The following is a 10,767-nucleotide window of genomic DNA, read 5'->3' as shown; positions in this document are numbered from 1 at the left end:
TGCGCGACATGTGTCTGTGAGACAAGCAGCCCCGTTCCAAAAAGGATCGGGGCTGCTCAAGTTGGGTTGGTTGGGATTAGTTCAACCAAGCCTTCCAAACGTCTTCGTTGGCTTCCAGCCACTCAGCTGCGGCCTCTTCAGGCTCCAGCTCATCCACGTCAACCAGACGCGCCATTTCGGCGATCTGAGGGTTTGTGAAGCTGATCTTTTCCAGAACGCCGTAGGCTGTTGGCCACTTGGCTTCCATACCTTCCCAGGCCGCTTTCTTCAGATAGCCATCCGCTGGGTTGCCACAGTCATAAAGCGCGTTGGGGTTTGGCCCCACGGCTGGGTCTTTGTCACAGCCATCAACCCATGTTGGGAATTCAACGAATTCACCTGGCCAAACCGCTTCGGCAAAGTTGGGTGTCCAGTTGAAAACAACGATAGGACGCTTGTCTGCTTCGGCTGCACCGATTTCCGCCCAAAGTGCCGCAGCGGAGCCCGCGTTGATCACTTCGAAGTCCATGCCCAGCGCTTCGACACGTTCCTTACCGTGCTTAAGCCAGTCCACAGGACCATCCAGATAACGGCCCTTGGAGCCGGTTTCAGCTGTCGCAAAAAGTTCAGCACATTCGTTCAAGGCTTCCCAGCTTGGCAGACCTGGGCAGGCCTCTTTCGTCCACATCGGATACCACCAGTCTTCGCGTGTGACGGCGTTGTGGTCACCTACGTCAACAATGCCGCCTTTTTCCATGGCAGCGCGGAAGGATGCGCCAAATGCGCCTTCCCAGACTTCCAGCTCAAGCGTCACGTCGCCCAGGCGCACGGATTCGTAGACCGCCTGGCTATCGGTGGTGACGTATTCAACGGAATTGCCCATCTCTTCGAAAATCTGGCCAACCACATTCGACATCACGATCTGCGAAGACCAGTTGTGGATTGGAATTACGATGGGGTCAGAGCTGTCGGCGGCGAAGGCGGACATTGGCGCAAGCGCCAACACACTTGTCGCCAGTAATTTATTTAGCTTGGTCATTTTAGTCTCCCTAGTCGTGGACACGGTTTTTGGGGGCTTCCCTTCCGCGTTTTATGCAACACCCGTGCGCGCCACGTTGGGGCATCCACCAGTGCTGACTTATCCTTTCATAATTTTCCCCATAATCAATCTTTTTTCTTGGTAGTACCTCTTTCACCCGACCTACATCGCAGTCTGCTGTTCAAATTATGGCCTTAACCCACCGGTTTATGCAGGTTTCGCTCAATTCCTGAGCAGTAGAGTAACAGCGGGTTCGGAGCGCCTATGCCGCGCAAGTGCCGCCCCCTGCAGCAGTCTGGCGATTCTTCAAGAGTCGGCTTTTTGGGCCCGCAGCACGATCAAGCTTTTGCCCAGCGCCGTCTTGTCTTTCAGGGCGATACTGATGGACATCTGGTCAAACTCACCTGTCACCTGATCAAAGGTGTCGGGGTGATTAACGGGCGATGACGACACAATGCTCTCGGCCTGCGCGCAGCCCAGTAGTTGGGTGCGCAAAGCCTCAAACGTCGCCTTAGCCGAACCTGCGCGCAGATCATAGGTCCAGATGCAGTGCTTTGAGGTCCCGCCGCCCAGGGTTTGGGACTGGCCACATGTCACGTCCTGCGCCTGTATCTGGGGCGGTTCGCCGTGCAGTGCGAAGGCGCGTAAATCCTGACACACCTCTGCCACGGCAACCGTGGGCCATGCACAAACCGCCAATTGCACCAGCAAGGGCAGCCTCATTCAGGCACCAAAACTTGGCCGTCCAGCACCTGAAATGGGGTGGGTGGGGTGGTTTTGGAGACCCAATAGAAGGTGTCGCCAAAGCTCATGACGAACCAACCTTGCCAGCTTTCATCCCCCGGCCAGATGCTTTCATATTCCTGGGTGGCCTCGTTCACTTGCCATTGGCCGCGCGCTGACCGCGCGCCTTCTTGCGCAAAGATCGTGATGCCATCGGGCGCGAAATACTGCCGGTATTTGACCCCTTCCCAGCGGCCAATCGCGGTGTTGCCGGACAAAAGCTCCGTGATCTCTGCGCCGGTCAGTTTCACCGCCTGCGCATGGGCGGTGGAGGCACAACAAATGGCGGCAGTCAGAGCGAGGGCAGTCCAATGAAACACGCAAGCCTCCTTTCGTTGGTCACAGGCCCCCTAGAGTGCAAAGAAATTATGCCGATGCAACAAAGCAATTTCGGCGGCCATCGCTCTGATGCTGCTGGAAGCGGAAACTTGGCATGTCAAAAAAGTTGTGGCAATTCTGAGAAACTGAAAACAGAAGGCCCTGAACGACCATGTCCGAACGCAATTTTGAACCCATGACCAAAGCCGAAGTCGTGACCGCCCAGCGCGCCTGGGCCAGGTGTGTCACTGAGCAAGATGTGGACGGGCTGTTGGAGCTCTATGATTTCGGTGACCCGGATGAGCCACTGCTGTTCAAACCGACGCTCGCTGATGTCATCCGACTGGATGAAAAAGGCGCACGGGCCTATTTTGTAGGCGGTGACGCGGATTACCCCCAAGACAGCGGCTTTCTAAAGCGTGGCTGGAAAACGGTTGAGTTTCAAAGCGCTGTTGGGCCGATCCTGAAGGCAGGCGGGCTGGGGTACAAAGACATGGGGCACTACACCTTTGTGAATGGGGCCGGCAATGCGACGCGTGCGGATTACACTTTTGCCTATCACAAGTTGGACGGGCGTGTTCTCATCTCACTGCATCATTCATCCCTGACCTGGTTCCCGCCGGTCAGCGAGTGAACCCACTGAAATAACCAGGCGCGTCCCAAAAAACGGAGCGCGCCCTTGCACAGAACCGAGGTCGCGGAATGTCACTGAATTACGTCATGTTAGGCTCCAACGACGTGGCAAATGCCGGCGCATTCTATGATGCTGTGCTCCCCCATGTGGGCGGCAAATGTGTCGCTGAATATATGCCCCACGCCGTGTGTTATGAGCTGCGCGGCGGCGGGCGCATCTGGGTTGTCACGCCCTATGACAACCAAACTGCAGTTGCCGGAAACGGAAACATGGTTGGGCTGGCCTGCGAAAGCAAAGAAGAGGTCGACGCGGCCCATGCGGCAGCACTTGACCAAGGTGGCACGAATGAAGGGGATCCGGGGCCACGGCCCATGTATGGACCTGACTTTTATGGCGCATATGTGCGCGACCTTGACGGCAATAAAATGAGCTTCGTCTACCTGGGTTAACGGTTGCCCTTGCGCTTTGCATTGGACGTCATGTCCCTGCCAAAGCACTTGTGCAGCCCCCAATCGCGCCCCTGCCTTTCATAGCCCCTCACGCTGAACATGCGTGCAAAGCTGATCCTGCTAGCCGCGGGCGGTTGACGGCGAAAACGCATCTGCGACACTCACATATCAAAGGACTGCTGGCGCGCCTTGCGCCACGCGGGGGATGTGGCGGCACCGTCGCTCCAAACGCCAAAGGGCCGTGAAAGGAAAACGTGATGACGAAACCTCCGATTTGGCAGTGGAGTGCCTCAGAAATCGTGACCGCAACGCACGAAGGAGCCGTATCCGCGACAGAGGTGACAGAAGCGGCGCTGGCCCGGATGGAGGCCGCCAATCCGTCCCTGAACGCCGTTGTCGTCAGCTTGGCCGATGAAGCGCGGGCAGATGCGGCAGCGCTTGATGCACAAGACGGGCCAAAGGGTCCGCTGCACGGGGTGCCTGTCACCATCAAAATCAACGTGGATCAAAAAGGGCAGGCCACCTCAAACGGTGTGCCCGCATTCAAAGACCTGATGGCCAGCGAAGATGCCCCCATCGTGCAAAACCTCAAGGCGGCGGGGGCCGTTGTCATCGGGCGCACCAACACACCTGAGTTCTCATTCCGCGCAGATACCGACAACCCACTTTTCGGCCGCACCCATAACCCCTGGGGGCCGCATCTGTCGGCAGGCGGGTCATCCGGTGGGGCAGGCTCAGCTGTGATGGCGGGGATTGGCGCGCTGGCGCATGGCAACGACATTGGCGGATCGCTGCGCTTTCCAGCCGCAGCCAATGGCGCGGTCACGGTCAAACCGGGGCTGGGGCGCGTGCCCGCCTATAACCCAAGCCAAAAGGCGGAGCGCGGGCTGTTGGCGCAATCAATGTCCGTTCAAGGGTTGATCGCCCGCAACGCCGCTGATCTGCATCTGTCGATGCCCACCATGATCGCGCCTGATCCGCGTGATCCGTTTCACGTCCCCCTGCCCTGGCGTGCCGCACCGCTGCATGGCCCCATACGCGTGGCCGTGGCACGTGATGATTTCGGCTTTGGCCTGCATCCCGATGTGGCCACCGCCCTTGATCGCGCGGCATCCGCCCTTTCAGACGCGGGCTATGCCATCGAGGAAGTGGAGCCGCCCTTGGCCAAGGAAACCGGCGAAGTCGGGTATCGGGCGTTGCTGGGTGAAGTGGAAGAACTGCTTGGCCCTGACATTCGCACCTACGGCTCACCGGACATCATCAAGATTTTCGATGAGTATTATCGCCAGTTCCCCCTATGCGGGCAAAGAGCTGTTGAGCATGCTGGCGCAACGGTCACACTACGCCCGTGCTTGGGCTGGATTTTTAGAAGACTACCCGCTGGTTTTGACGCCCTTCATGCTGAAACCGTTCTTTGCGCCGGGCCGCGATACAGAAGGGGCCGAAGGGGTGGCGGACGCGCTGGGAGGGTCGCATTGGTCGTTCATCATGAACTTCCTGGGGCTGCCTGCGGGCAACTTGCCAACGCATATCGCCCAACTGCCCGACGGCCCCAGCCCGATTGGCGTCCAGCTTGCCGGGCGCAGATGGCGCGAAGACCTGATTGTGGACGCCATGCAAGCGATCGAAGCGCGCATTCCGCCAACGTGTGGCACGCTCTGGTCTGCCTGAGGCGCTTTGGGTTAGCGTGCTTTTTGGACGGCACAGCTCAGCCCATTGAGACCGCGCCAGGTTGGGCCTTTTCCAAAAGAAACCCCCGCAACGGATCATCCGTTGCGGGGGGCATCAATCACACAGACCTGCGGAGCTTTTTAATAAAGGTCCACGCGGAAGGCAGAGCGTTCCCAAAGCAGCTTGGCCAGCGCCGTAATCCGGTCAACCGGATCTTCTGGAATGCGCACCCCTTCACTGGCCGCAAACGCATTAAGTGCTGCCAGACTTTGAGGACCGAAGGAGCCATCAACCTCAATCTCAACACCCAGTTCCTGCATCAACTTCTGCGTTCCGCCACCAACTGCACGGCGGTCCAGCGCACGCAGGGTTTTGAGCGCTTCTGCCTTGGGCTCAGAGTTCTTGAGGCTGGCCGCTTTGGCCGCAAAGACAGCCGCATCATAGGGGGTGAACCCCGCAGGCTTACGGTTCGCAATGAGCCAGGCCGCGTTGGCACCACCCCAGCCGTCACCACGGGCCAGACCAATGCTGTACCACTGGATCGCTTTGGTCAGGTCTGTGCCACCCGGCGCGGTTCCTGCATTATACATCCGGCCCACGCTTGAGGGCGCACGGGGGTGCCCCCTTCGCTGGCTTTGACAAACAGATCATAGGCGCGCGCCGTGTCTTTCTGGGTGCCCCCAATGCCGTTGGCATAGACGAAACCCATGTTCTGATAGCCATAGATATCCCCCCGCGCCGCACTTTCCCGCAGATAGCGAAGCCCGCGTTCCGCGTCGTAGTGATCAGCATCTTCGTTGAGGAAATAGAGGCCCAAGGCGTTCATCGAAAATGTATGCCCAAGCTCAAGCGAGCGTGACAACAGGTTGAACCCCTGGCGCTGCTCATCCGCATTTTCCGGGTACAACAAGAACTGCCGCCCAAGCGAGTGATAGGCATAGGGATCGCCGCGCTCCACACCTTGGCGGTAGAAATCAAGTGCTGCGTCCGGTGCCCGGCCCGCCCGCACGCCCGCGGTTTGTGCAACCTCGGTCACCAGAGCGGTGCCTTGTGCCTGCAACGCGCGGGTGTGCCCCAGTGCTGCGGCCTTTTCAAACGCGGCCTGTGCAGCGTCCAGGTTGCGCAGCGCCAGATGCGCCCGGCCCAGCTGATAATGGAACCGTCCATTGTTAGGCTCGCGCGCGACGCTTGCCTGACACATTTCCAGCGCCACCTCAGGCTTCAGCTCATTGGGGAAACGGCCGATGCCAACACCGTCCGGATCCAAGTGGTCTCCGGCTTCGAAATCGCAGGCATCCACTGAGATGTTCAGCTGAACGTCACGTACCTCACCCCCGATGGCCACCTTAAAGCTGTCCCCGATGGAGAAATTCTCGGCCGCCGCTTCCTCATTTGATGAGGTCAACACCAGCCCACGGGTGCGCTGGCGTTGGGGCCTGTAGACAAGCGATTGCCCTTCGGTCAGCACAACCTTACCCGACCCGGTCAGGTTCGAAGACTGCCCCTCTCCCAGAATGGCCAAACTGCCCGATGTCGGCAAAGACACCAAAGACACATCCAGCCCGCCGGCAGGGGCGTTCTGGATCAACTGGTTGTCGATGCGGATCGAGCGGTCAAAGGTTGCTGTAATGCTGACCTGAGAGACCGGCATTTCCTCGGTCGGCTCTTCCAAAGAGGCTGTGACGATGGCGTCGCCATCGCGTGACAGATAAATCGGCTCCACCAAAGAAGAGCTTTCCCACGGCACCTGCCTGCGGCCTGTCAGGCCATAGACGTTGCGGCGGATCTCTTTCAGCATGTCGTTAAAAGGCAGCTGCGGAGATTTCTGTGCCACATCCAGAAGGGCCGTCGTGAAGGGCGAATTATCGCCAACACCATCAAGCGCCACAGCACCAGGAGAGGTGGAAAAGACCACCAGAGAATTAATCGGGCTGTCCTGTGCGGTAAAGCCGGTGCGCAGCTTGGACGGCACACCGTCGAGGAATACCACCCCTTCCTGATCCGGGAACGGGTTGTCCCGGCAGGCATCCAACACCGCCACCATCGACCGTGCCCGCGCGGATGTCAGCGACATCACGCTGGACAGCGATACCGTCGCAAAGGGCACATCATAAATGCTGGTGACTTGCGTGTCGGACGGCAGCAAATAGTTCTGCCCACCGATCTGCACGCCATGACCTGCGTAATAAAAGAAAAGCTCAGCGCCGGGTTCCACTTCGAACAACATCCGGCGCAGCGCAGCTTCGAAATCCAGTTTGGTGACGTTGTAGTATTCCGCCACCTCATACCCACCACTGCGCAGCAGGTTTGCCATGTCACGTGCATCACGTTCCGCATTCGGCAAATCGCCAACTGTGGTGTAATCACCATTCCCGATGACAAGCGCGTATCTTTGGGTGCTTTTCTCCTCCAAAACGAAGGAAAGGGGAGGCACACCGTCAAGCTGAGTGGAGCGGACGATGACAGTTCCATCGTCCGCTGTCTGTGCAAATGCCATGCTTATGGCTGACGCACATCCAATCGCCAGAGCAGGTATACCTCGGCGCAGTGTCTTTTTACAAAGTGCCGAGTTCCTAGCCATGTTTTACCCCCAGGAGCCACCACCAGAGCCGCCGCCACCGCCGCCGGAACCACCGCCGCCATCGGCATCACCAACCGAGGATTGCGAGCTGCTGGGTGCAACGGTTACGGGCTTTGGTGTGGCCGGACGTGGTGCAGGTGCCGCAGCTGGCTTGGCCTTAGCTGTTGTGGTCGTCGTTGGTTTCGCTTTGGAGGCTTCCGGCATGGTTTCCGTATTGCAGGCCGAAAGGCCCATCGCCATGCCAAGCGCCGCACAGGTTAGCGTAATTTTGTTCATCATGAGTACCATCGCAATAAAAGTTAAAATAATGGCCCGAGCATATCGCCCCTGAACAACATTTCAACATTTTAGAACATCTTTACGTAAAGCAGCCCCATACATCCTTGCCCGAAATCAGCGATTTCAAAGGGTTGTATGATCTGCCGTCTGGCAAGGCGGTGGCATTTCGCTGTGGCTGACATCCGTATCTGCACGCCAGACCACATGCCGACCTCTTAATGAGCCGCAGTAAGGCCAGGCCGATCAGGGTTTGATGTGATGGCCCGCGCTGAGGTAACGCGTCACTGACTGGTGGCATTGGGCCGCAAGGCCGTTTGGTATCAGGCTGATATGGGCCCAGGTCGCGGACCTAAGTGCAAGACGGCGCCAGTGATGCAGCACAAGGATGCGCAGGATCGTTTGCGCGTGCGGTGCCAGCACCTGGTTGGGCTCTTCGGCCTTTTGGATCACTTGGCACAGCGCCGCCGCGTTCCCATGAAAGGGCTCGGGGAGCAGCAGGTCTGAGATCCAGCCAGGCAGGCCGCTGTCCATCGGCCGCAAAATCAGCGCATCGGTTTGCTCAGACGTCTCGCCCGCGGGCTGCAGAAACACGTCCTGTGTGACAGTCACCGCATCTGCCGGGGCCTGCGTGTCTTTTGTCAGATGAAAACACCATCCGCCGGGATGTTTCACCGCGCGGCCATAAACGTCCGCTCGGACCGCTTCGGTCTCATCCCGCCCGCGGTCTGACAGACGGTAGCGCGCTTCGCGTCCAACCTTGTCTGCAACAATCCAGCCATCCGCTTTCAGCCGGTGCAGCGCCACACGGATGGCCTCCGGCTTGACGCCGATCTCTTGCAGCAGGCCGCGCAGCTGCGTCCCCGTCAGCACATCCCCATCCAGATCACCAAAGACCGTCACGATCAGCGACCAGGTCTTGAGCGGTTCAAGGTCAATCAAAGACTGAATAAGGGGATGTCGATCTGGCACGAGGCTTCTTCCGCTGGCCGCTAGGCTGACGCGCCAAAGGCGTTCATCGTGAGCAGTTCATATTCCGCGACAGGCTCTGCATCCTGATTGGTCAGCGTGACGTGCCAACGCACCTCGCCGTATTCTTCATTCCGCGGCGTCTTATGTTTGACCGTCAGCCGGACCTGAATGCTGTCGCCTGCCTCAACCGGCTTCATGAATCGCAAATTATCAAGGCCGGTGTTCGCCAATACCGGCCCTTCGTCAGGTTGCACAAAAAGACCCGCAGCAAAGCTTAGCAGCAGGTAGCCATGGGCCACACGTCCGGGAAAGAACGGGTTCCGCTTGGCCGCGGCATCATCCATATGCGCATAAAACGTATCGCCCGTGAAATGCGCGAAGTGTTCAATATCCTCCAACGTCACAACACGTGCGGCGCTGTTGAATGTCTCGCCGATGGCAAGCGCGTCGAAGGTGCGCGTGAACGGGTGATCCGGGTGCGACAGCTCTTGCGCGCCGGGCACCCACTTGCGGCCAATGCTGGTCAAAAGATCCGGGCTGCCCTGTATCGCCGTACGCTGCATGTAATGCATCACGCCGCGCACCCCGCCCAGTTCTTCGCCGCCGCCCGCACGCCCCGGCCCACCATGCACCATGTGCGGCAAGGGTGAGCCGTGGCCGGTGCTTTCAGCCATTGAAGTGCGGTTGTTAAAATAGAGCCGCCCATGAAACGCCCCCGCCCCCAGCGTCACCTCACGGGCCACATCGGCGTCGTTGGTGATCACGCTGGCCACAAGGCTGCCTTGGCCCTTGTTCACCAAGGCAATGGCGTGGGCCAGATCCCGGTACGGCATGACCGTGGATACCGGGCCAAAGGCTTCAACCTCGTGCACGCAGCGGGCCGCATCCGGGTCCGCGCAGTGATAGAGCATCGGCGGCAGGAACCCGCCCGCCTGGGCATCAACACCCTGCACCTCAAAGGCATCGGGATCGCCAAAGACGCGTTCCGCTTCCTGCCCAATTTCACCTGCCTTTTGCAGCACGTCCTGCCGTTGGCTGGCAGACACCAGCGCGCCCATGCGGGTTTCTGCGTCTCTGGGATCGCCAATCTTAATCTCGGCCAACCGCTTTTGCAGGGCGTCAATGACCGCAGGCACATGCGCCTCAGGCGCGATGATCCGGCGGATCGCGGTGCATTTCTGCCCCGCCTTCGTCGTCATCTCACTGCTAACCTCTTTGACAAATAACTCAAACTCCGGCGTGCCGGGGCCCGCATCCGGCCCTAGGATGGAGGCGTTCAGGCTGTCTTGTTCGGCCACAAAACGGATGGCGTTGGACAGGATATGCGGTGCGGACCTCAGCATAAGCGCGGTGTCGGCTGAGCCGGTAAAGCTGACCACATCTTGGTTTGTCAGCTGGTCCAGCATGTCGCCCAAACCACCTGACACAAACTGCAAGGCTCCTGGGGGCAGAATGCCACTGTCCAGCATCAGCTGCACGGCAAGCTCTGTCACGTAACAGGTCGCGGTCGCAGGTTTAACGATGGCGGGCACACCGGCCAGAAGCGTGGGGGCGAGCTTTTCCAACATGCCCCAAACGGGGAAGTTGAACGCGTTGATATGAACGGCCACCCCCTGCAACGGGGTGCACACGTGCTGGCCCAAAAACGTCCCCTGGCGTGAAAGCTGCTCAAGCCCGCCATCCAGGTAGATGTGATCATCCGGCATTTCACGCCGGCCCTTGGCCGCGATCACAAAGGCCGTCCCGATGCCGCCATCAATATCGATCAGGTGATCTTTTTGCGTGGCCCCTGTGGCAAAGGAAATGTCGTATAGCTGCTGTTTGTGCTGCCCCAGATGCTGGGCCAGCGCCTTGATCATCTTGGCGCGCTGATGAAACGTCATAGCCCGCAACGCAGGGCCACCTTTTGTACGGGCAAAGGACAACATCGCAGCTGTATCCAACGATTGGCTGCCTGCGCGCGCAATCACCTCACCCGTGATGGCCGAGCGGATATCGCGGGCACTTTCATCAGGCTCAACCCACTGACCTGCAGCGAAGCTTTTGACGTTTTGAATGACCACTC

At 59.0% G+C, this 10,767-nt stretch carries 10 protein-coding genes and 1 pseudogene; 3 read left to right on the top strand and 8 right to left on the bottom strand.

The annotated features are described in order from the left end of the window. Positions 1-76: 76 nt before the first annotated feature. From ACZ1HM_RS04715 to ACZ1HM_RS04705, 3 genes are all read right to left on the bottom strand, one after another. Positions 77-1,018 carry an ABC transporter substrate-binding protein gene (locus ACZ1HM_RS04715; RefSeq protein ID WP_472741607.1) on the bottom strand — a complete coding sequence of 314 codons (942 nt, stop codon included), beginning with the start codon at positions 1,016-1,018 and terminating at the stop codon, positions 77-79. A 306-nt stretch (positions 1,019-1,324) separates the two neighbouring features. After that, positions 1,325-1,741 carry a hypothetical protein gene (locus ACZ1HM_RS04710; protein WP_472741605.1) on the bottom strand — a complete coding sequence of 139 codons (417 nt, stop codon included), beginning with the start codon at positions 1,739-1,741 and terminating at the stop codon, positions 1,325-1,327. After that, positions 1,738-2,121, bottom strand: coding sequence for a hypothetical protein (locus tag ACZ1HM_RS04705; RefSeq protein WP_472741603.1), 384 nt, complete (start codon positions 2,119-2,121; stop codon positions 1,738-1,740). Before ACZ1HM_RS04705 ends, ACZ1HM_RS04710 begins: the two co-directional genes overlap by 4 nt. 170 nt (positions 2,122-2,291) lie before the next feature. On the opposite strand from ACZ1HM_RS04705, the gene ACZ1HM_RS04700 reads away from it, so the two are divergent. From ACZ1HM_RS04700 to ACZ1HM_RS04690, 3 genes and pseudogenes are all read left to right on the top strand, one after another. Next, on the top strand, positions 2,292-2,753 hold the full coding sequence (locus ACZ1HM_RS04700; protein ID WP_472741601.1) for a hypothetical protein: 462 nt from the start codon (positions 2,292-2,294) through the stop codon (positions 2,751-2,753). Positions 2,754-2,821: 68 nt separating this feature from the next. Next, positions 2,822-3,202: a VOC family protein gene (locus ACZ1HM_RS04695; protein WP_472741599.1), complete on the top strand. Its 381-nt coding sequence runs from the start codon at positions 2,822-2,824 to the stop codon at positions 3,200-3,202. Positions 3,203-3,459: 257 nt separating this feature from the next. Beyond that, positions 3,460-4,873: pseudogene (locus ACZ1HM_RS04690) on the top strand (amidase family protein). A gap of 140 nt (positions 4,874-5,013) precedes the next feature. Here ACZ1HM_RS04690 and ACZ1HM_RS04685 read toward each other — a convergent pair. The 5 genes from ACZ1HM_RS04685 to paaZ all read right to left on the bottom strand — a co-directional run bounded on the left by ACZ1HM_RS04685 (position 5,014) and on the right by paaZ (position 10,765). Beyond that, a complete protein-coding gene (locus tag ACZ1HM_RS04685) occupies positions 5,014-5,463 on the bottom strand; it encodes a hypothetical protein (RefSeq protein ID WP_472741597.1) in 450 nt (149 codons plus the stop codon). Beyond that, positions 5,424-7,370: a caspase family protein gene (locus ACZ1HM_RS04680; protein WP_472741595.1), complete on the bottom strand. Its 1,947-nt coding sequence runs from the start codon at positions 7,368-7,370 to the stop codon at positions 5,424-5,426. The genes ACZ1HM_RS04685 and ACZ1HM_RS04680 overlap by 40 nt, the downstream gene beginning before the upstream one ends. An 87-nt stretch (positions 7,371-7,457) precedes the next feature. Next, positions 7,458-7,730 (bottom strand): hypothetical protein, encoded by a 273-nt coding sequence (locus ACZ1HM_RS04675; RefSeq protein ID WP_472741593.1) that lies wholly within the window; start codon positions 7,728-7,730, stop codon positions 7,458-7,460. Positions 7,731-7,976: 246 nt separating this feature from the next. Continuing rightward, the gene (locus ACZ1HM_RS04670) at positions 7,977-8,702 is read right to left on the bottom strand and encodes a hypothetical protein (protein ID WP_472741591.1); all 726 of its coding nucleotides are present in this window, start codon (positions 8,700-8,702) and stop codon (positions 7,977-7,979) included. 20 nt (positions 8,703-8,722) lie between these two features. Continuing rightward, positions 8,723-10,765, bottom strand: a complete 2,043-nt coding sequence (paaZ, locus tag ACZ1HM_RS04665; protein ID WP_472741589.1) for a phenylacetic acid degradation bifunctional protein PaaZ — start codon at positions 10,763-10,765, stop codon at positions 8,723-8,725. Positions 10,766-10,767 lie beyond the last annotated feature (2 nt).

Source organism: Sulfitobacter sp. GN1-4 (genome assembly GCF_055693825.1).
Note: the sequence above shows the minus strand (reverse complement) of the source record. Positions and strands in the feature narration are given on the sequence as shown.